This is a genomic window from Bradyrhizobium sp. LTSP857, from assembly GCF_000938285.1.
In the GTDB taxonomy this organism is placed as follows: Bacteria; Pseudomonadota; Alphaproteobacteria; order Rhizobiales; family Xanthobacteraceae; genus Bradyrhizobium.
The window spans coordinates 217,753-241,852 of sequence record NZ_JYMS01000017.1 but is presented as its reverse complement, the minus strand read 5'-3'; the positions used below and the strand labels follow the sequence as shown (position 1 = coordinate 241,852).

Annotated in this window: 26 protein-coding genes and 1 riboswitch; of the genes, 19 read left to right on the top strand and 7 right to left on the bottom strand. The window is 64.4% G+C overall.

The annotated features are described in order from the left end of the window. Positions 1-36: 36 nt before the first annotated feature. Together UP06_RS09280 and UP06_RS09275 are read right to left on the bottom strand one after the other, a co-directional pair. Entirely contained in the window at positions 37-327 is a 291-nt protein-coding gene (locus UP06_RS09280) for a hypothetical protein (protein ID WP_045002219.1), read from the bottom strand. Continuing rightward, positions 324-1,103, bottom strand: coding sequence for a DUF899 domain-containing protein (locus UP06_RS09275; RefSeq protein ID WP_045002218.1), 780 nt, complete (start codon positions 1,101-1,103; stop codon positions 324-326). The genes UP06_RS09280 and UP06_RS09275 overlap by 4 nt, the downstream gene beginning before the upstream one ends. A 99-nt stretch (positions 1,104-1,202) precedes the next feature. Here UP06_RS09275 and UP06_RS09270 point away from each other — a divergent pair, with 99 nt between their 5' ends. The 8 genes from UP06_RS09270 to UP06_RS09235 all read left to right on the top strand — a co-directional run bounded on the left by UP06_RS09270 (position 1,203) and on the right by UP06_RS09235 (position 10,790). After that, positions 1,203-2,423, top strand: a complete 1,221-nt coding sequence (locus UP06_RS09270) for a winged helix-turn-helix domain-containing protein (protein WP_045002217.1) — start codon at positions 1,203-1,205, stop codon at positions 2,421-2,423. A 29-nt stretch (positions 2,424-2,452) separates the two neighbouring features. After that, positions 2,453-3,100: a Vgb family protein gene (locus tag UP06_RS09265; RefSeq protein WP_045002216.1), complete on the top strand. Its 648-nt coding sequence runs from the start codon at positions 2,453-2,455 to the stop codon at positions 3,098-3,100. Between the two features lie 124 nt (positions 3,101-3,224). Continuing rightward, on the top strand, positions 3,225-4,793 hold the full coding sequence (locus UP06_RS09260; RefSeq protein ID WP_045002215.1) for a DUF4403 family protein: 1,569 nt from the start codon (positions 3,225-3,227) through the stop codon (positions 4,791-4,793). A 130-nt stretch (positions 4,794-4,923) separates the two neighbouring features. After that, on the top strand, positions 4,924-6,048 hold the full coding sequence (locus UP06_RS09255) for an ABC transporter ATP-binding protein (RefSeq protein ID WP_045002214.1): 1,125 nt from the start codon (positions 4,924-4,926) through the stop codon (positions 6,046-6,048). A gap of 67 nt (positions 6,049-6,115) precedes the next feature. Beyond that, positions 6,116-7,174, top strand: a complete 1,059-nt coding sequence (locus UP06_RS09250; protein ID WP_045002213.1) for an ABC transporter substrate-binding protein — start codon at positions 6,116-6,118, stop codon at positions 7,172-7,174. 22 nt (positions 7,175-7,196) lie between these two features. After that, positions 7,197-8,459: an ABC transporter permease gene (locus tag UP06_RS09245; RefSeq protein ID WP_045002212.1), complete on the top strand. Its 1,263-nt coding sequence runs from the start codon at positions 7,197-7,199 to the stop codon at positions 8,457-8,459. Then, positions 8,456-9,286 (top strand): ABC transporter permease, encoded by an 831-nt coding sequence (locus UP06_RS09240; protein WP_045002211.1) that lies wholly within the window; start codon positions 8,456-8,458, stop codon positions 9,284-9,286. Before UP06_RS09245 ends, UP06_RS09240 begins: the two co-directional genes overlap by 4 nt. Before the next feature lie 289 nt (positions 9,287-9,575). Beyond that, the gene (locus tag UP06_RS09235) at positions 9,576-10,790 is read left to right on the top strand and encodes an ABC transporter substrate-binding protein (RefSeq protein ID WP_045002210.1); all 1,215 of its coding nucleotides are present in this window, start codon (positions 9,576-9,578) and stop codon (positions 10,788-10,790) included. A gap of 170 nt (positions 10,791-10,960) precedes the next feature. On the opposite strand, the gene UP06_RS09230 is transcribed toward UP06_RS09235, so the two are convergent. Together UP06_RS09230 and UP06_RS09225 are read right to left on the bottom strand one after the other, a co-directional pair. Beyond that, positions 10,961-11,494, bottom strand: a complete 534-nt coding sequence (locus UP06_RS09230) for a PRC-barrel domain-containing protein (RefSeq protein WP_045002209.1) — start codon at positions 11,492-11,494, stop codon at positions 10,961-10,963. 220 nt (positions 11,495-11,714) lie between these two features. Beyond that, entirely contained in the window at positions 11,715-12,305 is a 591-nt protein-coding gene (locus tag UP06_RS09225; RefSeq protein WP_045002208.1) for a hypothetical protein, read from the bottom strand. A gap of 179 nt (positions 12,306-12,484) precedes the next feature. Between UP06_RS09225 and UP06_RS09220 the strand changes: the two genes are divergently transcribed. Both UP06_RS09220 and UP06_RS09215 read left to right on the top strand, forming a co-directional pair. Beyond that, positions 12,485-13,240, top strand: a complete 756-nt coding sequence (locus UP06_RS09220) for a response regulator (protein ID WP_045002207.1) — start codon at positions 12,485-12,487, stop codon at positions 13,238-13,240. Positions 13,241-13,253: 13 nt separating this feature from the next. Then, positions 13,254-14,582 carry an ATP-binding protein gene (locus UP06_RS09215; RefSeq protein WP_045002206.1) on the top strand — a complete coding sequence of 443 codons (1,329 nt, stop codon included), beginning with the start codon at positions 13,254-13,256 and terminating at the stop codon, positions 14,580-14,582. A gap of 8 nt (positions 14,583-14,590) precedes the next feature. On the opposite strand, the gene UP06_RS09210 is transcribed toward UP06_RS09215, so the two are convergent. After that, positions 14,591-14,791, bottom strand: coding sequence for a hypothetical protein (locus UP06_RS09210; RefSeq protein ID WP_502691304.1), 201 nt, complete (start codon positions 14,789-14,791; stop codon positions 14,591-14,593). Between the two features lie 243 nt (positions 14,792-15,034). Here UP06_RS09210 and UP06_RS09205 point away from each other — a divergent pair, with 243 nt between their 5' ends. The 8 genes from UP06_RS09205 to UP06_RS09170 all read left to right on the top strand — a co-directional run bounded on the left by UP06_RS09205 (position 15,035) and on the right by UP06_RS09170 (position 21,799). Beyond that, a complete protein-coding gene (locus UP06_RS09205) occupies positions 15,035-15,586 on the top strand; it encodes a transglycosylase SLT domain-containing protein (protein WP_045002204.1) in 552 nt (183 codons plus the stop codon). Positions 15,587-15,612: 26 nt separating this feature from the next. Beyond that, a riboswitch (TPP riboswitch) is annotated at positions 15,613-15,741 on the top strand. Continuing rightward, on the top strand, positions 15,729-16,754 hold the full coding sequence (locus tag UP06_RS09200; RefSeq protein ID WP_045002203.1) for an FAD-dependent oxidoreductase: 1,026 nt from the start codon (positions 15,729-15,731) through the stop codon (positions 16,752-16,754). (Overlaps the previous riboswitch by 13 nt.) Further along, positions 16,745-16,942, top strand: a complete 198-nt coding sequence (gene thiS, locus UP06_RS09195) for a sulfur carrier protein ThiS (RefSeq protein ID WP_045002202.1) — start codon at positions 16,745-16,747, stop codon at positions 16,940-16,942. Before UP06_RS09200 ends, thiS begins: the two co-directional genes overlap by 10 nt. Before the next feature lie 151 nt (positions 16,943-17,093). Then, positions 17,094-17,876 carry a thiazole synthase gene (locus UP06_RS09190; RefSeq protein WP_045002201.1) on the top strand — a complete coding sequence of 261 codons (783 nt, stop codon included), beginning with the start codon at positions 17,094-17,096 and terminating at the stop codon, positions 17,874-17,876. Then, positions 17,863-18,471, top strand: a complete 609-nt coding sequence (locus UP06_RS09185; RefSeq protein ID WP_045002200.1) for a thiamine phosphate synthase — start codon at positions 17,863-17,865, stop codon at positions 18,469-18,471. Before UP06_RS09190 ends, UP06_RS09185 begins: the two co-directional genes overlap by 14 nt. 204 nt (positions 18,472-18,675) lie before the next feature. After that, positions 18,676-20,574 (top strand): phosphomethylpyrimidine synthase ThiC, encoded by a 1,899-nt coding sequence (thiC, locus tag UP06_RS09180; RefSeq protein ID WP_045002199.1) that lies wholly within the window; start codon positions 18,676-18,678, stop codon positions 20,572-20,574. A gap of 64 nt (positions 20,575-20,638) precedes the next feature. Beyond that, positions 20,639-21,202 (top strand): hypothetical protein, encoded by a 564-nt coding sequence (locus UP06_RS09175; RefSeq protein ID WP_156162860.1) that lies wholly within the window; start codon positions 20,639-20,641, stop codon positions 21,200-21,202. Between the two features lie 84 nt (positions 21,203-21,286). Beyond that, complete coding sequence (locus UP06_RS09170) at positions 21,287-21,799, top strand: mismatch-specific DNA-glycosylase (RefSeq protein WP_045002197.1); 513 nt, start codon at positions 21,287-21,289, stop codon at positions 21,797-21,799. A gap of 334 nt (positions 21,800-22,133) precedes the next feature. On the opposite strand, the gene UP06_RS09165 is transcribed toward UP06_RS09170, so the two are convergent. Next, complete coding sequence (locus tag UP06_RS09165; protein ID WP_045002196.1) at positions 22,134-22,571, bottom strand: VOC family protein; 438 nt, start codon at positions 22,569-22,571, stop codon at positions 22,134-22,136. Between the two features lie 124 nt (positions 22,572-22,695). After that, positions 22,696-23,181 (bottom strand): DUF4262 domain-containing protein, encoded by a 486-nt coding sequence (locus tag UP06_RS09160; protein WP_050031589.1) that lies wholly within the window; start codon positions 23,179-23,181, stop codon positions 22,696-22,698. 255 nt (positions 23,182-23,436) lie between these two features. Here UP06_RS09160 and UP06_RS09155 point away from each other — a divergent pair, with 255 nt between their 5' ends. Further along, complete coding sequence (locus UP06_RS09155) at positions 23,437-24,090, top strand: glutathione S-transferase family protein (protein WP_045002195.1); 654 nt, start codon at positions 23,437-23,439, stop codon at positions 24,088-24,090. Positions 24,091-24,100: the final 10 nt, after the last annotated feature.

Here is a 24,100-nt window from a genome sequence, read left to right as displayed (position 1 = left end):
TGCCGAGGCCATTCCCGCTTGTGCTGGCCGTCGTCCTCACTGGCCGACGGTGCCTCGCCACTCCGAAACCAGCCTCAGCCACGCCGCTGCGTGAAACGCACTCATCAGCAGATACATCGGCGCCATCCCGCCGAGCGACATCCCGTGGCCGGCGGAGCAGAGCATGTCCGTCGGCCCGCCGCCGAGAACGGCGGTCAGCACGGCCATGACCGCGAAGGTCGGCGTGGCCGCAAGACCCAGCCATCTGGCGAGGTGAGAAGCGGCCACGACCTCTCCGCCATCACGGCCGGCGTCGGGGGCCGCGCTGGCGGAATGGGTCTCGGTCACTGCGCGCTCTTCTCGCGGAGCGCCTTCTCTCCGGCGTCCGACACCTCGACCCATTTCTTGTCGGGCGCAGCACCCTCCGCGTAGCTGTCGTTCCAGTTCCACCATTTGTAGGTCGGGGACTGCGGATAACCTGCCGGGGAATCCTCCCATGGCTCCTGGCGGCCAAGCGGGGTGATGTCGAGATAGTTCCAGGTGCCGCCCATCTGCTCGTCGCCGCGGCTTTTGATCAGATAGGTGCGGAAGATGCGGTCGCCGTCGCGGTAGAACACGTTGGTCCCGTGCCACTCGCCGACGCCGAAATCGGCATCAAAACTGTCGGTGATGGTGACCCATGGGATGTTCCAGTCCATCCGCGTCTTCAGCCGCGCGATATCCGCTTGCGGCGCCCGAGAGGCGAAGACGAGCGTGGTGTCACGGGCGTTCAGATGCGAGACATGGGCGACCTGGTCAGCCACCATGGAGCAGCCGCGGCAGGCGTGATCCGGCCAGCCGAACACGCCTGGCTCGAAGAAGGCCCGGTACAGGATGAGCTGCTTTCGGCCCTGGAACAGATCGAGCAGACTGGCCTTGCCCGAAGGCGCCTCGAATGCGTAGGTTTTGTCCACTTCCATCCACGGCATGCGCCGGCGTTCGGCGGCAAGTGCGTCGCGGGCGCGGGTATGCGCCTTTTCCTTCACGAGCAGTTGCTGACGGGCTGCCTCCCAGTCTTGCGGCGACACCACCGGCGGTGTTTGCATGGTGGCGTTAGTTCCTGCTTTTTCAACTGATGTCATCATGGCTCTCCAAACCTCTTGCTCACCGCACATTGTCGGCCGTCAACGATTTCTGGCACCAAGCGGTTGCGCAGTGGGAGTAACAAGTGTGGCGGGATTTACATGGAGTCGCTGATCACGGCCGCCGCGCGTGCACTCGAAGCCGGCGATCCGCTCGGTGCGCTGAACCGTGTTGCGCTGCGCAACGATGCACCGTCGCTGGCTCTGCGCGGCATCGCGATGGCGCAGCTCGGCGACCTCGCGAAGGCCAAGACGCTGCTGCGTAGCGCGGCTCGCGCGTTCGGTCCGAGAGAAGCGGTCGCGCGCGCAAGATGCGTGGTGGCCGAGGCCGAGATCGCGCTGGTTTCGCGGGACCTGAGCTGGCCGGTGAAAACGCTCGCGACGGCGCGCGCGACGCTCGAAAAGCACGGCGATCTCGCCAATGCTGCGCATGCGGGTCACATCGAGGCGCGCCGTCTTCTCCTTGTCGGGCGTCCCGACGAAGCCGAGCGCACGCTGGCCGAGCTCAGCCCCTCTCCGCTCCCGCCTGCATCGCAAGTCGTCCGCGAGCTCGTCGTCGCGGGCATCGCAATCAGGCGGCTCCGAACGCAAGATGCGCGCGCCGCGCTCGACCGCGCGGCTCACGCAGCCCGGCAGGCGAAAATCCCGGCGCTCATGGCCGAGGTCGACGCTGCGAACCTCATCCTCAACACGCCGGCGGCGCGCCTGATCACACGCGGCAGCGAACACCCGTTGTTGCTCGGGGAGGTCGAAAGACTGGCGACCTCGACGGCACTCGTCGTAGATACCTTTCATCATGCCCTGCGCAGGCAAGGCCGCATCGTATCACTCGGAACACGGCCAGTGCTGTTCGCGCTCGCCCGCCTCCTGGCGCAGGCATGGCCCGCGGATGTCTCGCGCGAGACCCTGATCGCCGGCGCGTTCCGGGCGAAGCACGCCGATGAATCGCATCGCGCGAGGTTGCGCGTCGAGATCGGGCGGCTCCGCGCCGAGCTCAAGCCGCTGGCCGATGTCAGCGCGACGAAGCGGGGTTTCGTGCTGGCGCCGCGGAAGACGCGCGACGTCCTCGTGCTGGCCCGGCCGGTCGAGGAGAAGCATGCCGCCGTGCTCGCCTTTCTCGCCGACGGCGAGCCCTGGTCGAGCTCGGCGCTCGCGCTGGCGCTTGGGATGAGCCCACGCACCGTGCAGCGGGCGCTGGAGCAACTCGCGGAATCGAACAAGGTGCAGTCGTTCGGACGCGGCCGGGCGCGCCGCTGGATGACCCCGCCGGTCCCTGGTTTCCCGACAGGCTTGTTACTCCCCGGACCGCTCCTCAGGACGTAAGGTGAGACCGTCTCACAGGGATCGAGCACATGAAGCGTTCAGCCGCCGAAATCATCCGGGAGTACGGGCCCTTCGCGGGCGTCGAGAACGTGCATGGCGTCACCTATGACGGCACGCATGTCTGGTTCGCATCCGGCGACAAATTGAATGGCCTCGATCCGGCCAACGGTAAGATCGCGCGCTCAATCGATGTCGCCGCGCATGCGGGCACGGCGTTCGACGGCCGCCACCTGTTCCAGATCGCGGAGGATCGCATCCAGAAGATCGACGCAGCGACCGGCAAAGTGCTCACCACGATCCCGGCGCCCGGCGGCGGTGGCGACTCCGGATTGGCCTGGGCCGAAGGTTCGCTCTGGGTCGGACAATACCGCGAGCGCAAGATCCACCAGATCGATCCGGAAACGGGAGCTGTGCTTCGCACCATCGAAAGCAAGCGGTTCGTCACCGGCGTGACCTGGGTCGACGGCGAGCTCTGGCATGGCACCTGGGAAGGCGACGACAGCGACGTGCGGCGGATCGATCCCGACACCGGAAAGGTGCTGGAGCAGCTCGACCTGCCTGCCGGGACGATGGTCTCGGGACTGGAGTCCGACGGCGGCGATCGCTTGTTCTGCGGCGGCGGAAGCGCCGGCAAGGTGAGAGCGGTCCGCCGTCCCAGGCGAGCTGATCCTCAATGAGGAATAGACGGTAACGGCAAGGTGCTAGCCGTTAACCCATTCGCCCCAATTCCACCCCATCGGTGCGCTCTAGCGCCCCCCTCGCCTGCCCTATAAACTCTGGTCCGGGCGGCCTGGGGGATTGATGCGTCTGACGTTGAACTTGAAGACTGTCCTGATTGCCGTTGCGGTGCTCGCAGCGTCGTTTTTCGTCAGCCTGAAGGCAATGGACTGGCTGTCGCCACGCGCGACCAATTCGGCGCCGGCGGTGGTGCAACTGCCGCCGCTGCCGCCCACCTCGCGCAACTCGATCGTGGTGGCGCCGGTGGCGATCGCGCTCTCGGCGATCCGGGACCAGGCCGAGAAAGCCTCACCGCGCAATTTCGCCGGCAAGGCCGACAATCCGATCTCGCAGATCCTGCAGAACGCCGATATCGGCTGGACTGCCGTCCGGGGACCGATGTCGGCTGTCGGCGACAAGGACGTGCTGACGCTGTCGACGCCGCTCACCGGCAAGCTGAACGTGACGGGGTCGTTGTCGGCGAAAGCCACCGGCGCGCTCGGCGATGCACTGGGCAGCGTGCTCGGCGGTGACGCGGCAAAACGGATCGGCGCGGTCAATATCAAGAACCTGAACGCCAGCGCCGAGATCAAGGGCAACGTGGTCGTCACCTCGCGCCCGAAACTCGCCGCCAATTGGCATCTCGAACCCAATCTCGGCGCGCAGGTCAATCTCGGCAATACCGATCTGTCGGTCGCGGGCGCCAAGGTCAACGTGCCGGCGCAGGTGAAGCCGCTGATCGACAAGACGGTCGGCGAGCAGCTCAACGTCGTCTCCGAGCGCATTCGCAATGACCCGAGCCTGCGCGACAACGCGAAGACGCAATGGGCTAAGGCGTGCCGCTCGATCCCGCTGCAAGGCACCGGCTCCTCGGCCGCGCTGCCGCCGCTCTGGCTCGAGATGAAGCCGGTGCGGGCGATCGCGACGCAGCCGCGCGTCGATGCGCAAGCCGTGACGCTGCTGCTCGGCCTGGAGGCCGAGACGCGCGTCACCACGACGCCGACCACGCCGGACTGCCCGTTCCCCGACAAGATATCGATCGTGCCGCCGACCGGCACCGGCGTGAACATCGGAGTGCCGATCGACGTGCCCTTCACCGAGATCAACAAGCTGATCGCAGCGCAGATGGTTGGCCACACCTATCCCGAGGACGGCTCCGGTCCGGTCGACGTCACCGTGAAGAGCGTCAACGTGGTCCCGTCGGGCGAACGGCTTTTGATCTCGCTGCTGGTGCGCGCCAAGGAGAAGAAGAGCTGGCTCGGCCTCGGCGCCGAGGCGACCGTGCACATCTGGGGCCGGCCCATGCTCGACCAGGCGCAGCAGACGCTGCGGCTCGCCGACATCCAGCTCGCGGTCGAATCCGAGGCCGCCTTCGGCTTGCTCGGCGCCGCGGCGCGCGCGGTGGTTCCGCAGATGCAGCAGGCGCTGGTGCAGAAGGCGTCGCTCGACCTGAAGCCGATCGCCGCCAACGCCCGCGAGAAGATCGCGGCCGTGATCGCCGACTACCAGAAGAGCGAGGACGGACTGAAGGTCGAAGCCAATATCAGCAGCCTGACGCTCGCCGACATCGCCTTCGACTCGAAGACGCTGCGCATCGTCGCGGAAGCCGGCGGCACGCTGAACGTATATGTGACGAAGCTGTCGGGGATGTGAGAGCGCCTTCACTCACCGGGCCCGCGCGCGTCGCTTGCGCCGCTGGCATTCTCACCGGAGGATGCTAAGCTATTCCTCGCAACCTCGGACGAGGTGCTGACAGCACTTTAGGGGACCGCGCGAGGACAACATGGAAGCCGGCATGGTCACGCCCGCGCCGGCACTGGTACGCTTTTCCGGCATTCAGAAGACCTACGATGGCGAGAACCTCGTGGTGAAGAACCTCGATCTCGAAATCAGGAAGGGCGAGTTCATCACCCTGCTCGGCCCGTCAGGCTCGGGCAAGACGACCACGCTGATGATGCTGGCTGGCTTCGAGGTTCCGACCCAGGGCGAGATCTACCTCGCGGAACGGCCGATCAAAAACGTGCCGCCGCACAAGCGCGACATCGGCATGGTGTTCCAGAACTATGCGTTGTTTCCGCACCTGACGATCGCGGAGAATATCGCCTTCCCGCTATCCGTTCGCAAGACGAACAAGGCGGAAGCGCAGGAGCGCGTAAGTGCGGCGTTGCGCATGATCAAGATGGAAGCCCTGGCGCAGCGGCGGCCCGGGCAGCTGTCCGGCGGCCAGCAGCAGCGCGTGGCGCTGGCCCGCGCACTGGTCTTCAATCCGCAACTCGTGCTGATGGACGAGCCGCTGGGCGCCCTGGACAAGCGCCTGCGGGAGCAGATGCAACTGGAAATCAAGCAACTGCACGAGACGATGGGCATCACCGTCGTTTACGTCACCCACGATCAGAGCGAAGCGCTCACCATGTCGGACCGCATCGCCGTGTTCAACGACGGCATCGTGCAGCAGATCGACAGGCCCGATGCGCTGTATGAGCATCCGGTGAACAGCTTCGTCGCCCACTTCATCGGCGAGAACAATGTGCTGGCCGGCACCGTCGAGACGATCGACAAGGACTATTGCCGCGTCGCGCTGGCCGGTGGCGGTGCCGTAACCGCACGGGCGGTCAATGTATCCGGCGCGGGCGCATCGACCTCGCTGTCTGTGCGGCCGGAGCGGATCGCCATAATCCCGGATGGCACGTCCAGCGACGGACCGAACCGCCTGCCGGCCAAGGTGCAGAACACCATCTATCTCGGCGACCACGCGCTGGCCGTGCTCGATGTCGCCGGCAACGGGGAGTTCATGGTCAAGCTTCCGCCGGGGACGCATGACAATTTGAGGCATGGCAGCTTAGGACCTGGCGAAAGCGTGTTCGTCACCTTCCGCCCGGAGGACTGCCTGGCCCTCGATCCCGTCTGATCCAACGCTGCAGGATTTCGGAACCGATCAACCTCAACGCTACTCACATGAAGAAGGAACAAAGGCCATGCTGAAGCGCAAGATTGGCAAGATTGCTCTGGGTTTCGCCGCGGCGTTCAGCGCCAGCGCTGCGCTGGTCACGGTCGCGCAGGCGCGCGACCTTACCGTGGTGTCGTGGGGCGGCGCCTATCAGGATGCGCAGAAGAAGGTCTATTTCGAGCCGTTCAAGAAGGCAGCTGGTGCTCCGATGAACGACGAGTCCTGGGACGGCGGCGTCGGCGTGCTGCGCGCCAAGGTGCAGGGCGGCGCCGCCACTTGGGACGTCGTCCAGGTCGAGAGCGACGAACTCGCGGTCGGCTGCGAGGAAGGCCTGTTCGAGAAGCTGGATTACTCCAAGATCGGCGGTGAGGCCGCCTATATACCGCCCTCCGTCAACCCCTGCGGCGTCGGCGCCATCCTCTACGATTTCGTTCTCGGCTACGACAAGGACAAGCTGAAGGACGCGCCCGCCGGCTGGGCTGACTTCTTCGACACCAAGAAGATTCCGGGCAAGCGCGCCTTGCGTCAGGGCCCGAAGACCACGCTGGAGATTGCGCTGATGGCCGATGGCGTCGCGCCGAAGGATGTCTACAAGGTGCTGGCGACCGACGAGGGTGTCGATCGCGCCTTCAAGAAGCTGGACACCATCAAGGGCGACATCGTCTGGTGGAAGGCCGGCGCCCAGCCGCCGCAATTGCTCGCCTCCGGTGAGGTGGCGATGACCTCGGTCTACAATGGCCGCATCGACACCGCGAACAAGAACGACAAGAAGAATTTCGGCATGGTGTGGGACGGAGCGCTCTTCACCCTCGACAGCTGGGTCATCCTGAAGGGTAGCCCGAACAAGGACGCAGCCTACAAGTTCCTGGACTTCGCCGGCAAGGCGGAGAACCAGTCGAAGCTGTCGGAGAACATTGCCTATGGCACCTCGAACAAGGATGCAGCCGCTCTGATCCAGCCCGCCGTCCTGAAGAACCTGCCGACAGCGCCTGACAACATCAAGAACGCGGTCGAGATCAACGTTGGCTTCTGGCTCGAGAACATCGACCGCCTGACCGAGCGCTTCAACAAATGGGCCGCGAAATAGCGCGGCCCGCAAGGCTCGTCTCATGACGGATGCGCTTCTGACCGGCGCCGATGCGTCGACCGAGGTGCCGCTCAAGCGCCGATTGAGGCGCGCGGAGCGGACACGCCAGGTCAAGGCATTGGCGCTGGTGCTGCCGCTTCTCGTCTTCCTGCTCTTTACCTTTGCAGGTCCGATCGCCGGCATGCTGTGGCGCGCGGTCGACGACCGGGAGGTGCGTCAGGTTCTGCCGCAAACGATCGCGGCTCTCGCCAGTTGGGACGGCAAGGACCTGCCGGACGAAAAGGCCTATGCAGCGCTTGCCAACGACATCATTGCGGCGCGCGCCGCCGGCACCATCGCCGTCGCGGCCAAGCGGCTCAACTACGCGCTGAACGGTTTTCGCACGATCCTCACAAGCACCGCACGCAATCTGAAGGCGGCGCCGGAGCCCGGCACGGCCAGGGAGACGCTGGGCAAGATCAACCCGGCCTGGCGCGAACGCACCACCTGGACGACGATCAAGGACGCCAGTGGCCCGGTGACCGGCTTCTACCTTCTGTCCGCGCTCGACCTGACGCGGAGCGCGGACGGCGCGATCATCGCGGCCCCGCCGGATCAGGCCATCTACCGCGAAATTTTCGTCCGCACCTTCCTCATCAGCCTCAGCGTCACGGTGCTCTGCCTGATCCTCGGCTTCCCGGTCGCCTACCTCTTGGCGACGCTGCCGCCGGGCCGGTCGAACCTGCTGATGATCTTCGTCCTGCTGCCGTTCTGGACGTCGCTTCTGGTCCGCACCTGCGCCTGGATCGTGCTGTTGCAGAGCAAGGGCGTCGTGAACGACAGCCTGCACTGGCTCGGCATCATCGACGAGCCATTGCGGCTGATCTACAACCGCTTCGGCGTCTGCGTGGCGATGACCCACGTTCTGCTGCCGTTCATGATCCTGCCGCTGTACAGCACCATGAAGGCGATCTCGCCCGCTTACATGCGTGCCGCCGCCTCGCTCGGTGCGCCACCCCTCACCGCCTTCCTGCGGATCTATCTGCCTCAGACGCTGCCCGGTGTCGGCGCGGGCAGCCTGCTCGTGTTCATCCTGGCGCTCGGCTACTACATCACACCGGCGCTCGTCGGGGGCGCCGCCGATCAGATGATCAGCTACTTCATCGCGCTCTACACAACCGAGACGGCCAATTGGGGCCTTGCTTCGGCGTTGGGTGCAGTGCTGCTGCTCGCCACTCTTCTGCTCGCTCTCGTCTACGGCAAGCTGGTGCAGGGACAGCAGGTCACGGGAGGACTGAAGAATTGAGCGACAATTCTTCCCTCCGCACACCCAGCCAGCGCATCGCGTGGACCGCGACCATCGTCATCTCGACACTGGTGTTCATCTTCCTGATCGCGCCAATTCTGGCGATCATGCCGCTGTCCTTCAGCTCGGGCTCCTACCTCACCTATCCGCTGCCGGGCCTCTCCTTGCGCTGGTATGACGACTTCATCAATTCGCCGCGCTGGATGAATTCGCTGAAGAACAGCATGATCATCGGCGTCGCCTCGACCGTGCTATCGATGGTTCTGGGCACGCTGGCCGCGCTGGGGCTGGCGCAGTGGAAGAGCCGGTTCAAGCCGCTCGTGCTGGCTTTCGTGCTGTCGCCGGTCGTCGTGCCCGGCGTCATCACCGCGGTCGGTCTGTATTTCTTCTTCGCGCCGATCGGACTGACCGGCAGCTATCTCGGCTTGATCCTGGCCCACACCGCGCTGGCGACGCCCTTTGTGGTGATCACGGTCGGCGCGACCCTGCAAAGCTTCGACACCAATCTGGCACGCGCAGCCGCCTCACTCGGCGCCTCGCCGCTTGAGGCGTTCCGCCGTGTGATCCTGCCGCTGATTCTGCCTGGCCTGGCATCGGGCGCACTGTTCGCATTCGCGACCAGTTTCGATGAGGTGGTGATCGTGCTGTTCATGGCAGGTCCCGAGCAGCGCACCCTGCCGCGCGAGATGTTCAGCGGCATCCGCGAGAACATCAGCCCGACCATCACGGCCGCGGCGGTGATTCTGACCACGGTATCGGTCATCCTCCTCGCCACCCTGGAAGGCTTGCGCCGGCGCAACGAACGGCTCAAGGGCGGCAGCGCCTGACCGGCTCTTCTTCCTTCTCCCCTTGCGGGAGAAGGTGGCGCGAAGCGCCGGATGAGGGGTATCCATCCGCCTATTCAATGACAGTGAGGCTCGCGGAGAGAACCCCTCACCCGTCTCGCCGCTGCGCGGCGAGCCACCCTCTCCCACAGGGGGAGAGGGTAAAAACACCGTCCACCCCTACTTATTCTCAATCCTCTTCATGCGTCCTTGGCTTTGCGGCCGCGACCGTTTGTCGCTAGAACAGTCCTCGCAACAAGACCCAAAACAATAACTCTGAGGGAACAATAACATGCAAAAACTCGTTGCTGCCGTCGCGGCCAGCTTCGCTATCGCCGCATCCTGCGGCACGGCGCAGGCGCAGATTTCCGACGATGTCGTCAAGATCGGCGTGCTCACGGACATGTCGAGCCTCTATGCGGATGCGACCGGCAAGGGCTCGCTCGCCGCAGTCGAAATGGCGGTCGCCGATTACGGCGCCAAGGTCGCCGGCAAGCCGGTCCAGGTGGTCGCCGCCGATCACCAGAACAAGCCGGACGTCGGCATCAACATCGCCCGCAACTGGTACGACAACGAGAAGGTCGACGCGATCTTCGACGTACCCACCTCGTCAGTGGCGCTGCCGATCTCGGCGCTGACGCGCGAAAAGAACAAGATCAACATCAATTCCGGCGGCGGCTCCTCCGACATCACCGGCGTTGCCTGCTCGCCCAACACGGTGCACTGGACCTACGACACCTACGCGCTGTCGAACGTCGCCGGCAAGGCGATGGTGAAGCGCGGCGAGGACACCTGGTTCTTCGTCACCGCCGACTACGCCTTCGGCATGGCGCTTGAGCGCGACGCCGCCAACGTGGTCAAGGAAAGCGGCGGCAAGGTGCTCGGCGACGTCCGGCACCCGCTCAACTCGTCGGACTTCTCCTCCTACTTGCTCCAGGCCCAGGCCTCGAAGGCCAAGGTGGTCGCGTTGGCCAATGCCGGCGGTGACACCACCAACGCTTTGAAGCAGGCGGCCGAATTCGGCTTGGTGCAGGGCGGCCAGAAGATGATCGCGCTGTTGCAGGAGATCACCGACACGCATTCGCTCGGCATCAAGGCGACGCAAGGGCTGATCGTCACCGACGCGTTCTACTGGGACATGAACGACGAAACGCGCGCCTTCTCGAAGCGCTTCAACGAAAAGGTCGGCCACATGCCGACCATGATTCAGGCCGGCCTCTATTCGGCAACCATGCACTATCTGAAGGCGATCGAAGCCATCAAAACCGACGAAGCGCCGAAGGTGATGGAAAGGATGCGCGCCACGCCGGTCAACGATTTCTTCGCCAAGAACGGCAAGATCCGCATCGACGGCCGCATGGTCCACGACATGTATCTGTTCGAGGTGAAGAAGCCGGAAGAGTCCAAAGGCGAATGGGATCTCTACAAGCTGATCGCCACCGTTCCCGGCGACGAAGCCTTCCGCCCGCTCGACAAGGGCGGTTGCCCGCTGGTGAAGGGGAATTGAGACTTCCTTCGTCATTGCGAGCGGAGCGAAGCAATCCAGAAATGCATCCGCGGAGATAGACTGGATTGCTTCGTCGCTTCGCTCCTCGCAATGACGAAAGACGAATGACGAAAGATACGATAGCGCGCCCGGTGGAAACCGGGCGCGCTTCGTTTATCGGCTAAGCCGTATTACTCCGCGTATTTGAACTCGGGCATGTTCTTCAACTCGTCCTTGGTCGCGTTGAACACGGCGTGGTCCGGATACCACTTGGACGACGAAGTGGTCGTGGTCGTTGTGGTCTTCTCGGTGCCGGTCGCGGCGCCCGTCGTGGTGCTCGCCGCGGGCTTGGCACCCGGGTTCGCGCCGGTGCCGGTATAGGCCACGGCCTCGTTGACGAATTTCAGCTTGTCATAGGGCACGGCGACGAGATGCTCGCCCATGCCGAGGAAGCCGCCGACGCCGATCACGGCGATCTTGACGTCACCGTTCTTGTCCATCAGCAGGTCGTTGATCGAGCCGATGTTCTCGTTGGCGTCGTTGTAGATCTTCAGGCCCGCCATCTTCGACGCACGCCACTCGCCCGAGGCGGTCGTGGTTGTCGTCGTCGCGGTCGTGGCCGCAGTCGGCGCCTTGTCGGTGGTGGCGGTCGGGTTTTGTGCAAACGCAACGGTCGCAAACAGCGCGGTGCCGGCGAGGCCGGCGGCGATCGATTTCATCAACATGTTATCCTCTCCTTCAGAAAGCTCGTGCGGAGAGAACAGACACGATCAATTGCAGTTCCTAAGATGCGGCAATTTCGTCGCGCGATGATGGTGCTGCATCGCGACGAAAGTTCCTAAATTCGCGCAGGAACGTTCGAGATGCACAGTTCCCCGCCGACGATCATGCGCCCTGGGTGAAGCACAATCGCGGCGAGGAATGCGCCAACCGGCGTCGCGACGGTCAGCTCTGGTAGTCGATCAGAAGCGCGGAGAAATCCGAGCTGCTCGACGAGCTCGTCGTGCCATTGGCGCCGTAAGACGAGCTCGACGACGATGACTGCGACTGCTGGAGTGCTTCGAGGAACTGCTCGAGGATCTTGGCCGTGCTGGAGTCGGTCGAGCTGCTGCTCGTCGAATCCGTGGACGACGACGAATCCGAAGACGAGCTGTCGTCCGACGGCGGCGGGCCGGGCGGCGGTCCGCCTGCTCCACCGGGACCGCCGGCGCCGCCGGGACCGTTGGCGAAGGCTGACTGAAACACGCCCTTCAGCTCGGTGGCCTGGTCGGAGGTCAGCGTACCGTTCGAGACCTCATTGGAGATGAGGTCATCGATCTTCGACTTCAGGCCGTCCTTCGACGGCTTGGTGCCGCTCGACTGATCGCTCGACCGGCTCTGCTGGAGCGCCGAATCGATGTCGGTCAGGGCCGTCGAGAGCGCGGACTGGTCCGAGGAGGAAACCGTCCCGTCGGACACTTCGGATTGCAGCTCCTGCTGCAGCTTTTGCAGCGGGGACTGATAATTACCGGCGGAGGCCGCCGAAATCGAAGTCATGATGGCTCCGTGGATTTGCGGGGTTTCTTGCTTGACCCGCCCACGATATGGTTAACGGTCTTAACGGGACCTTGCCGTTCCACTGCCCGATCGTTGCGGGGCATTGCAGAAACACACTCAGAAACAATCTGAAACAAAAATCTTCGCCTTTTGGCCCGAATCTTGGACAAACAAAGCTCATGGCCAACTCCTCTCCCAACATCCTGGTCGTCGAAGACGACCGCGAAACCCGGACGTTGATTGCGAAGTACCTGCGCAACAACGCCTGCAACGTCACCGCCGTGAGCGATGGCCGCGAAATGTCGCGCGCCATGGCCGATCACCGCGTTGATCTCATCATTCTCGACGTCATGCTGCCGGGCGAGGACGGCCTCAGCCTGTGCCGCAAGGTGCGCTCGGAGGCCCAGACGCCGATCATCATGCTGACCGCGCGCGGCGAGGACGTCGACCGCATCGTCGGCCTGGAGATGGGCGCGGACGACTATCTGCCGAAGCCGTTCAACCCGCGCGAGCTGCTCGCCCGCATCAACGCGGTGCTGCGGCGCCAGGCGTCGGCACAGGCCGCAAGCTCGATCGAGGGTGCCTCGACGCTCGCCTTCGAAGGCTGGCGCATCGACCTGCGCCTGCGCGAGCTGCGCAATCCGGAAGGCGCCCGCGTCGCGGTAACCAGCGCCGAGTTCGACCTGCTGCGGACATTCTGCGAGCGGCCCGGCCGCGTGCTGTCGCGCGACAGCCTGCTCGACCTCACGCAAGGCCGCAACACCGGCTCGTTCGAGCGCTCCATCGACGTGCTGGTCAGCCGCATCCGCCGCAAGATCGAGCCCAATCCGCAGGATCCCACCATCATCAAGACGGTGCGCTCCGGCGGCTATTTGTTCACGCCAAGAACCGAAGCGGTCAGCACGGGAGCGGTCACGGCGCCCCTGAGCAACTGACGGGCCGGCCATCATGACGCCGTTCCGTTTCTTCCACCTCAAGAGCATCGGCGGACAGATCGCCGCGCTGGTGGTGGCCTCGCTCGTCGCGCTGCATCTGATCCTCACCGTAAGTTTCCTGATCACCCGGCCGGACCGCGCTGACCCGCCGCCCGACAGCGCGCATCAGCTTGCGGACGCCGCGCTGCTGCTCAACGGCGCCGACGCGGGCGAGCGGCCCCGCATCCTGGCCGACATAGCCCGCGCGTTTCCCAAGGCCGGCATCGAGCTTCTCGCGCCGGGGACGGCCTCCGTCGCCGACGACAGTGACGGCCAGCCTGCGCACTATGTGCGCCGGCATCTCGGTCATCGGTACAAGGTGCTCGCGCTGGCCCCGCAAGGCGGCGTGCACCGGATCGCGGTCGAATTGCCGGACGGGACCATGGTCGCGGGCCGCGTCGAGCAGCCGCCCTATCCACCACGGTTCTGGGGCGGCCCCTGGATCATGACGTTGCTGTTCGCGCTGATCAGTGTCGCGATGCTGGGCCTTTGGGCGGCCTACGCGCTGGCCGCGCCGCTGTCATCCTTCGCCAAGGCGGCCGAGAATTTCAGCCTCGACGGCGCGGGCGATCCGCTGCCCGAGCGCGGCCCGGAGGAGATCCGCTCGGTCGCGCGCGCGCTCAACCGCATGCATGAGCGGATCGCGCGGCTGATGTCGGATCGCACCCGGATGCTGGCGGCGATCAGCCACGATCTGCGCACGCCGATCACACGGCTGCGCCTGCGCGCCGAGTTCATCGAGGATGAGGGCAACCGCAAACGCATGCTGATCGATCTCGACCAGATGCGCTCGATGCTGGAATCCGTGCTGTCGCTGCTGCGCAACGACCGCAAGATCGAGGCGGTGACGCTGGTCGACATCGCCAGCACGCTCCAGGTCATCGCCGACCAGTTCGGCGACATGGGCCACGTCGTGCACTACGATGGCCCCGCTTCGGCGACCGCAGCCGCGCGCCCCGACGATCTGCATCGCGGCATCACCAACCTGGTCGAGAACGCGGTCCGGTTCGGCGCCGAGGTGACGATCCGGCTCGATGTCGCCGGCACCAAGCTCGTCATCGACGTCGAGGACGACGGCCCGGGCATTTCGGATGCGCGCAAGCAGGAGATGCTGGAGCCGTTCGTGCGCGGCGACGATGCGCGCACCATGGACGATTCCACCGGCTTCGGCCTCGGCCTGTCGATCGCGCGCGCGATCGCGCTTGCCCATGGCGGCGAGCTGTCGCTGCACGACCGCGAGCCGCACGGGCTGATCGTGCGGATGCAATTGCCGGTGTGGCAGCAGCCGCGGCTGGCGGCGTAGATAATCGCTTAAGCCGCGAGCGGCGGGTGCGCGACGGCCACCTCATCGAAGATCGCCACCGCCTCGAAGCGATAGTCGCAGGCGCGACATGTCCAGAGATAGGAGATGCGCCCCTCGCCCGCCTCGATCCAGTCAGGCTTTGCGATCGGCGTGCCGCATTGGGCACAGGGATTCTGTCTGGGGATGTCGCCGGTGTGTGCTTTTGCCATGTTTGTCATAGCACCTCTCCCGATTTGCGGCCTCTTCATACTCGCTTTCGCAAGCCAGCGCGAATAGACAGGCGTGCTGTCGCGAGCGGGGCTCGTCCACCTGAGGAACCTGTACGCCAGCATTGAGTCGTAACAACGGCTCGGCGCCGCAAAATCGTTAACGGCGGCGTTTGGTCACATCATCGCCGCGTTCGGGAGTCCTAAGGACCTGAGCGCAGGTCACTCAGGGACCCGGGATTTCTCATGAAAATTTTACGCGTTGCCGCGCTGCTCGTGGCTGGACTGACATTGCCGCAGGCCGCCTTCGCGGGCGAAGCCGAATATTCCGAAATGGTCGCGGCGCATGCGCGCGCCAACGGCGTGCCGGAAGCGCTGGTGCATCGCGTCATCATGCGCGAGAGCCGCTATCAGCCGCAGCTGATCGGCCATGGCGGCACCATCGGCCTGATGCAGATCAAGCTCGCGACCGCCCGCGGGCTCGGCTACACCGGCGATGCCGCGGGCCTGCGCGATCCCGACACCAATCTCACCTATGCGGTGAAATACCTTGCCGGCGCCTACCACGCCGCCAATGGCGACCACGCCCGAGCCATTCATTATTATGCAGGCGGCTATTACTACGCCGCAAAGCGGCAGCGGCAAGAAACGACACAACAGACGGTGCAGCAGGCGAGCACTGAGGCCTGGCTGGAGCCGAACGGCAATCCGCAGCCGATGTTCGGCGCCCCGCCACACCGCAAGCTTGCCCAGCACGTCCGCAACGCGCGGGCACAGGTTCCCGGGAACATGCGTTGACACAGGCCGTCACAGGCCTACATTAGAGCCGTTCCGAGGGGTGCTCCGAGGAGGAGCTGAGATACCGCTAAATGGGCAAACCCGCCCAGGACCGCGGTGACCCTTTGAACCTGATCCGGGTCATGCCGGCGAAGGGACAGGGATGTTGCAGACGACCAAGCGACCGGATTCCCCGGTATCCATCATCGGTGCAGGCATAGCCGGAGCCTGGCAGGCGCTGCTGTTCGCGCAGGCCGGCCATTCGGTGACGCTCCACGAGCGCGGCGACGCCGCCATGACCGATGCCACCAGCCATTGGGCCGGCGGCATGCTCGCGCCTTATTGCGAGGCGGAGGTTTCCGAACCCATCATCAGCCGCTTGGGCCTGCGCTCGCTCGACATCTGGCGGCGCGAATTGCCGGACACGCCGTTCAACGGCTCCCTCGTCGTCGCCCATCCGCGCGAGCGCAACGACTTTGAGCGCTTTGCCCGCATGACCGAGGGCCACTGCCGGCTCGATGCCGCAGCTCTGGCGCAGCTCGAACCGTCGCTGGAAGGCCGCTTCCGCGACGCGCTGTTCTTCCCGACCGAAGGTCATGTCGAGCCACGCCGCGTGCTGCCGAAACTGCACGAGCGCATCGTTGCTGCCGGCGGCACCATCAAGTTCGACAGCGACGTGACGGCTGCCGATCTCGCAAACCTTAATCCTAAAGGCCTGGTGATCGACTGCCGCGGCCTTTCCGCGCGCGACGCGCAGCCGGAGCTTCGCGGCGTCAAGGGCGAGATGATCTTGATCGAGACCGACGAGGTGCAGCTTGCGCGCCCGGTGCGGCTGATCCATCCGCGCTGGCCGCTCTACGTGATCCCGCGCGAAGACAATCTGTTCATGCTGGGCGCGACCTCGATCGAGGCCGAGGACACCGGCGTCAGCGTGCGCTCGGCGCTGGAGCTGCTGGGCGCGGCCTATGCCGTGCATCCCGCCTTCGGCGAAGCCCGCATCGTCGAATTCGGCTCGGGCCTTCGTCCCGCTTTTCCCGACAATTTGCCGCGCATCGCGGTGCATGACCGCAACATCGCGGTCAACGGCCTCTACCGCCACGGCTTCCTGATCGCGCCGGCGCTCGCCGAGCTGACGCTTGCCTATGTCGAGCGCGGACAGATCGACAATGAGGTGATGCAATGCGCGTAGTTGTGAACGGCGAGCAACGCGAGGTGAATTCGGCAAGCGTCGATGCGCTGCTCAGCGAGCTCGACTACGAGGGCACGCATTTCGCGATCGCGCTCAACTACGACGTGGTGCCGAAAAGCCGCTGGGCCGAGACGCATCTCAAGGCCGGCGACGAAATCGAGATCATCACGCCGCGGCAGGGAGGGTGAGGATGATGCAGTCACCCCGCACTCAACTGTCATCGCCCGGCTTGACCGGGCGATCCAGTACGCCGCGGCGTCTCGGTTCTAGCCGCGCGGCCGCGGCGTACTGGATCCCCGCCTTCGCGGGGATGACAGCGTCAATTGAGGAGACACCTTCATGGTGACCTTCTACGGCAAATCCTTCCCCTCCCGCCTCCTGATCGGCAGCGCACTCTATCCCTCGCCTGCGATCATGCAGTCCGCGATCCGCGCCTCGGGCTCGAACATCGTCACGGTGTCGCTGCGGCGCGAATCCGCCGGCGGCAAGACTGGTGACGCGTTCTGGAATCTGATCCGCGAGCTCGACGTCACCGTGCTGCCGAACACCGCCGGCTGCCGCAGCGTGCGCGAAGCTGTGACCACCGCAAAGCTCGCGCGCGAATTGTTCGGCACCAGCTGGATCAAGCTCGAAGTCATCGCCGACAACGACACGCTCCAGCCCGATGTCGTTGGCCTGGTCGAAGCCGCCACCATCCTGATCAAGGACGGTTTTGAAGTGTTCCCCTATTGCACCGAGGATCTCTCGGTCGCGAACCGCCTGGTTGACGCCGGCTGCAAGGTGGTGATGCCATGGGCCGCCCCCATCGGCAGCGCGAAAGGCATCACCAACCGCGATGCGCTGAAACTCATGCGCGAACGCCTGCCCGACATCACGCTGGTGGTCGACGCCGGCATCGGCGCGCCCAGCCACGCAGCTGAAGCGCTCGAGCTCGGCTACGACGCCGTGCTGCTCAACACGGCCATCGCCAAAGCCGCCGATCCCGTCGCGATGGCCAACGCCTTCCGCCTCGGCTGTGATGCCGGCCGCACCGCTTACGAAGCCGGGCTGATGAACGCCCGCGACTTCGCTTCCCCTTCAACCCCTGTCGTTGGGACCCCGTTCTGGCATGCCGTATCCTGATCGTTTCTATCCCGTCGTCGACAGCCTCAAATGGGTCGAGCGCCTGACCAAACTCGGCGTCGGCACCATCCAGCTGCGCGCGAAAGACCTCAACGATGCCGACGCGCTCCAGATCGTCAGCGACGCGCTGGCGATCACCAACGGCACGCAAACCAAGCTTGTCGTGAACGACTATTGGCGCGCGGCTGTCGTCGCGGGCGCAAAGTATTTGCATCTCGGCCAGGAGGATCTGGCCGATGCCGACCTCAAGTCCATCCGCGAGGGCGGCCTGTCGCTTGGCGTCTCCACCCATGACGACGCCGAGCTTGAGACCGCGCTCGCGGCCAAGCCCGACTATGTCGCGCTCGGCCCGATCTTCTTCACCACGCTCAAATCGATGCGCTTCGCGCCGCAGGGCGTTCCAAAGATCACGGAATGGAAGAAGCGCGTAGGCCACATCCCGCTGGTCGCGATCGGCGGCATCAAGTTCGAGCACGCCGCCGAGATTTTTGCGGCGGGCGCAGATTCCATCGCCGTCGTCAGCGACGTCACCCAGAACGCCGACCCCGATGCGCGGGTGCGACAATGGCTCGGCCTGTCCGTGGAGGCGGCGTGATGCGCCTCGCTCACTCACCACACTCCGCCGTCATCGCCCGGCCTTATGCGCAATTGCGCATCAGGACCGGGCGATCCAGTACGCCGCGGCCTCTCCATATCCCACTACGGCCTCTGGAATACTGGATCCCCGCCTTCGCGGGGATGACAGCTGTAATCGACGTTCGCGCAGCGACACCAACGAATTGAACTAAGGAGGATCCCCATGAACATCCGCTCCAACCCCGACAAGACCGTCCCCGCCGTCACCACCGGCCCGCTGCCGTCCTCGCGAAAAATCTTCGCCTCGCCGGACGCCGCGCCCGACCTGCGCGTGCCCTTGCGCGAGATCATCCTCTCCGAAGGCGCCGGCGAGCCGAACCTGCCGGTGTACGACACCTCCGGCCCCTACACCGATCCGTCCGTGACCATCGACGTCAACGCCGGCCTCGCCCGCGGCCGCAAATCATGGGTGCTGGAGCGCGGCGGCGTCGAGGAATATGAGGGACGCCAGATCAAGCCGGAGGACAATGGCAGCGTCTCCACCGACAAGGCCGCACGCGCCTTCTCGGCCTATCACCAGCCGCTGCGCGGCCTTGACGGCCACAAGATCACGCAGCTCGAATTCGCTCGCGCCGGCATCATCACCAAGGAGATGATCTACGTCGCCGCGCGCGAAAATCTCGGCCGCAAGCAGCAGCTCGAACGCGCCGAGGCAGCCCTTGCCGATGGCGAGAGCTTTGGCGCCGAGGTCCCCGCCTTCATCACCCCGGAGTTCGTTCGCTCCGAGATCGCACGCGGCCGCGCCATCATCCCCTGCAACATCAATCATAGCGAACTCGAGCCGATGATCATCGGCCGCAACTTCCTGACCAAGATCAACGCCAATATCGGCAACTCGGCGGTGACCTCGTCGGTCGAGGAAGAGGTCGAGAAGATGGTGTGGGCGATCCGCTGGGGCGCCGACACCGTGATGGATCTCTCGACGGGCCGCAACATCCACACCACGCGTGAGTGGATCTTGCGCAACGCGCCGGTGCCGATCGGCACCGTTCCCATCTATCAGGCGCTGGAGAAGTGCAACGGCGATCCGGTGCAGCTGACCTGGGAGCTCTACAAGGACACGCTGATCGAGCAGTGCGAGCAGGGCGTCGACTATTTCACCATCCACGCCGGCGTGCGCCTGCCCTACATCCACCTCACCGCCAACCGTGTCACCGGCATCGTGTCGCGCGGCGGCTCGATCATGGCGAAGTGGTGCCTGGCGCATCACAAGGAGAGTTTTCTCTACACGCATTTCGACGAGATCTGCGACCTCATGCGCAAGTATGACGTCTCGTTCTCGCTCGGCGACGGCCTGCGCCCGGGCTCGATCGCCGACGCCAACGACCGCGCGCAATTTGCCGAACTGGAGACGCTCGGCGAGCTCACCAAAATCGCGTGGGACAAGGGCTGCCAGGTCATGATCGAGGGCCCCGGCCACGTGCCGATGCACAAGATCAAGATCAACATGGACAAGCAGCTCAAGGAGTGCGGCGAAGCGCCGTTCTACACGCTTGGACCGCTGACCACCGACATCGCGCCGGGCTATGACCACATCACCTCGGGCATCGGTGCTGCCATGATCGGCTGGTTCGGCTGCGCCATGCTCTGCTACGTCACGCCGAAGGAGCATCTTGGGCTACCCGACCGCAACGACGTCAAGGTCGGCGTCATCACCTACAAGATCGCCGCCCACGCCAGCGATCTCGCCAAGGGCCACCCGGCAGCCCAGCTCCGCGACGACGCGCTCTCCCGCGCCCGTTTCGACTTCCGCTGGAGCGACCAGTTCAACCTCGGCCTCGATCCCGAGACCGCGAAGAACTTCCACGACGAGACCCTGCCGAAGGAAGCCCACAAGGTCGCGCATTTCTGCTCGATGTGCGGACCAAAGTTCTGTTCGATGAAGATCACCCAGGACGTCCGCGACTACGCCGCGACACTGAATGATCCGAACTCGATCGGCATGTCGATCAGCGGGACTGCCGAGGACGGCATGAAGCAGATGAGCGCGAAGTTCAAGGAGATGGGATCAAGCGTGTATCTGGATGCGGAGAAGGTGAAGGAGAGTAATCGGGTGTTGTGAGCTTTGCGTGACGAGAGGCGGACTCCCTGTGGAGCCGCCTCTCGTCCGCCGCGGATGATACGTCATGCGATTTGAAATCCTGCCCGGACTGCCACCTTATGGTCCCATGGCGATCAGCTTCACGCAGTATGGGGAGCGCGAGCATCGCGAGGGGCTGGTCGTTCGTTTCTATCCGAGGATGTCGGAGCCTTGGGTTGGCAATTTTCTTGGTAGCATGACGGCCTGCACTGGCGTTTTTGAGCATCCTAACAAGAGCGATTTCATCGTTGTCGTGCAGGGCGCCGGCTGTATCGTCGATCCAGAGCATCGTGTCGTTCGCGATCACTTCGCCTCGGATATCAAGGAAATCTTCCCTCTGCCTTCGATCGGGTCTATCGCGTTTCGCCGATTGACTAATTTCATCGCCTTGAAGGCGGACAATTCCAAGTGGGACAGTCCACGCATCTCATGGGATGACTTCCGGAACATTGAAGTTCATGATTGCTCGCTCGTGGGAGAGGCATATACGCCGATTGGAGACGCCTGGGTGCCATTCCAGCTTGATCTCCTGACAGGAGATTGCCACAACGGAATATACGCACAGGATATGGCCCGCGCCGTCCCGGTGCAGCGTCGATGGCAAGCGTAGCCCGGATGAGCGCAGCGACATCCGGGGTCTTGGTCGTCCCGCATATCGCTCCGCTCATGCGGGCTACAGCCGCGGATAATTGACGTGCCCGAGGCCACCATCCACCATCTCCCCGACCAACTCCACCCCAACCTCCGCCTCGTCTTCGTCGGCACCGCCGCCAGCACGCGCTCGGCCGAACTTGGGCACTACTACGCCCATCCGGGCAACCGCTTCTGGCGCGCGCTCCATGAGGCCGGCATCACGCCGCGGCGCTATCAGCCGAGTGAGTTTGCGGCGCTGATCGAGCTTGGGATCGGCTTCACTGATCTGTCCAAGTCGGGCGCCGGGATGGATCATCAGATCGAGGCCGCGTCGATCGACGTGCCCGGCTTCAGGGCCAAGATCGAGAAGTACCGGCCGAAGACGATTGCGTTCACGAGCAAGAAGGCTGCGAGTTTGTTTTATGGCAGGCCGTCGAGCGCGATTGCGCTGGGGCGGCAGCAGCGCGACGAGTGCCCCGCCGAAGTGTTCGTGTTGCCGTCGCCGTCCGGCGCTGCGTCAGGGCATTGGACGCTGGAGCCGTGGCGCGAGTTGGCGAAGTGGATCGCTGCGTAGGGTGGGTTAGCTGCAGCGCCCCAAACTCAGCCGTCGTCCTGGCGAAAGCCAGGACCCATTACCCCAGGGTAAAGTTTGGCGAAGACCGTGGTCCGGTACTGCGACCGTCCGCGACCGATAGATTCCGCGGTATGGGTCCTGGCTTTCGCCAGGACGACGCCGTGGGTTTGTCTGACAGCTCACAGCGACAAGCTGTAGCCCGGATGAGCGAAGCGATATCCGGGAATCGAAAGAGTTGTCCCGCATGTCGCTGCGCTCATGCGGGCTACTAGGCCGCCCTTGGCGGCGCGGTGGGTTACGCTTCGCTAACCCACCCTACGGCACCGTCAACCCCTCACCCCGCATACGCCTTGTCCAACTCCGCAATCACGATCTTCCTCATCCCCATCATGGCCTGCATGACGCGGTTCGCTTTCGTCCGGTCTGCGTCGCCGAGATAGCGGCCGAGTGCGGTCGGGATCACTTGCCAGGACAGGCCGAACTTGTCCTTGAGCCAGCCACATTTGGACTCCGCGCCGCCGTCGGCGGTGAGCCGGCTCCAGAAATAGTCGACCTCCGCTTGCGTCTCCACGCTGATGAAGAACGACACCGCTTCGTTGAAGCGGTACATCGGCCCGCCGTTGAGCGCGTTGAAGCGCTGCCCTTCGAGCTCGAACACCGCCATGAAGTCGCTGACGGTCTCGACTTTTGCGTTGGGGAACACCGATTTGTAGAAGGCGACGGCTTCGGGAACGTTGTTGTCGAACCAGAGAAACGGCGTGATGGACGTCATGAACAGATATCCTCTTGTAGGCACCAGGGCTCGCAAATGCGCGGGTCGGTCCAAGGACGAACCAGGCGACGGCCATCCGACAGGCGCCAGCGAACTTTTTCCGATCCATCGAGGGATCAGCGCCTCACGAAAGCGGCCTCAACACCGGCTGATACGCCTTGAGGCTCGCATCGTACCCTGTCTCCCACGGAAATCGCCCCTCCTCATCTGGCCACACCATCTGAAGGCAGGGAAACGGCCGCGGCAATTTGGCATAGAACCAGATCGCCGTGCCCAGATAGGCGTCGTAAGCCCTGAGCGGCACCTCGACGAAGCAGACCTTACGCTCGAGCGGAAGGTCGTCGCAGACGTCGCCCGCGACGTAGCGCTGCCCCGCTGCGGCGCGGTCGCGAACGGCGTTGATGACGGCGCAAGCGTCTTTTGGGTCGAGTCCGAACAAGACGAGTTCGGCGTGCGCATAGTTGAGGTAGAGACCGATCGAGAAAACATAAGCCGGAGCCTGAGCCTCGGCGGCGATGCCCATCAGATGGCAGCCGTGTTCCCGAACGTTGCGGAACAGGACCTCGTCGGGCTTACCATCCGGCTTCGGCCATTCGAAACTATCCAGCATGGGCGAGACTCGGACCTGAGGGTTCGCGCGATTGGTGGGCGCAGCGTAACCTCACGCGGCGGGCTGGAAAAGCAGATAGGTTGTCGGAATTGGCGCTGCTCGTTCGTCCTCCGGAGGCAAAGCGCTGCCGCAAGCCCAGTCATTGCGAGGAGGCCCTTGCGACGAAGCAATCCAGACTGTCTCCGCGGCGACAATCTGGATTGCTTCGCTGCGCTCGCAATGACGGAATATAATGACGGAATATGGAGCCTACCGATGATACCCACCATCACCGCCTTCGCAAATTCGCCCGACCGCGGCAGGGGACAGGCGCGTGACATGCGGGTTCGCTGGGCGCTCGAGGAGGTGGGCCGGCCCTACAATGTTCGCCTCGTGTCGTTCGAGGCGATGAAGGAGCCGGGGCATCTTGCGCTACATCCGTTCGGACAAATCCCGACTTTCGAGGACGGCGATCTCGTCCTGTTCGAGACCGGCGCAATCGTGCTCCATATCGCCGAGCAGCATGACGCCCTGCTGCCGACCGAGACGAACGCCAGGGCGCGCGCCATCGCGTGGATATTTGCCGCGCTCAACACCGTCGAGCCACCGATCGTCGATCTCGGGATGGCGACGCTGCTCGAACGTGACGAGAGCTGGTACGAAGAGCGCCTGCCCATCCTGAGGGATCGCGTCTCGGTCCGACTCGACGAATTGTTCCACCGACTCGGCGAGGCCGACTGGCTCGACGGGGCATTCAGCGCCGGCGATCTCCTGATGGTGACGGTGCTGCGCAGGCTGACTGCATCCCGCATCCTCGACGACTATCCGAACCTCTCGTCCTATGTCGCCCGCGGCGAAGCGCGACCGGCGTTCAGGCGTGCGTTCGATGCTCAACTGGCCGTGTTCAACGCCGCATCGACCGGCCGATGATGCCCCGTCC